1 protein-coding gene is annotated in these 514 nt (G+C 45.7%); it reads left to right on the forward strand.

The genetic code is table 11. The features are described 5' to 3' along the window. On the forward strand, window positions 1-514 hold a 514-nt coding region (locus tag D8792_RS11335; protein WP_446677410.1), incomplete at both ends, for a collagen-flanked surface repeat-containing protein.

Raw genomic sequence — 514 nt, forward strand, 5'->3', positions numbered from 1 at the left:
TGGCAAGCCATCATTGGCTCAAGTCGTAGACAACAATAACGGCACGCACACTGTTAAAGTTGGACTCGATAAGAACAGCAATGGCCAGCTCGATCCAGACGAAGTAACCTCATCTACCATCGTCAAAGACGGTAAGGATGGAAAATCTCCACTAGCTAAGGTTGTTGATAACAACAATGGTACCCATACTGTTCAAGTCGGACTTGATAAGAACAATAATGGTCAGCTTGATCCAGATGAAGTAACATCTTCAACTATCGTCAAAGATGGAAAAGCTGGCGCAACAGGTGCTACCGGTGCAACTGGAGCCAAAGGTGAAGATGGCAAGCCATCATTGGCTCAAGTCGTAGACAATAATAACGGCACGCACACTGTTAAAGTTGGACTCGATAAGAACGGCAATGGCCAGCTCGATCCAGACGAAGTAACCTCATCTACCATCGTCAAAGACGGTAAGGATGGAAAATCTCCATTGGCTAAGGTTGTCGATAATAACAACGGCACGCACACTGTT

Origin of the sequence: Streptococcus cristatus (assembly GCF_003943505.1) — a bacterium.
Classification (GTDB): domain Bacteria; phylum Bacillota; class Bacilli; order Lactobacillales; family Streptococcaceae; genus Streptococcus; species Streptococcus cristatus_E.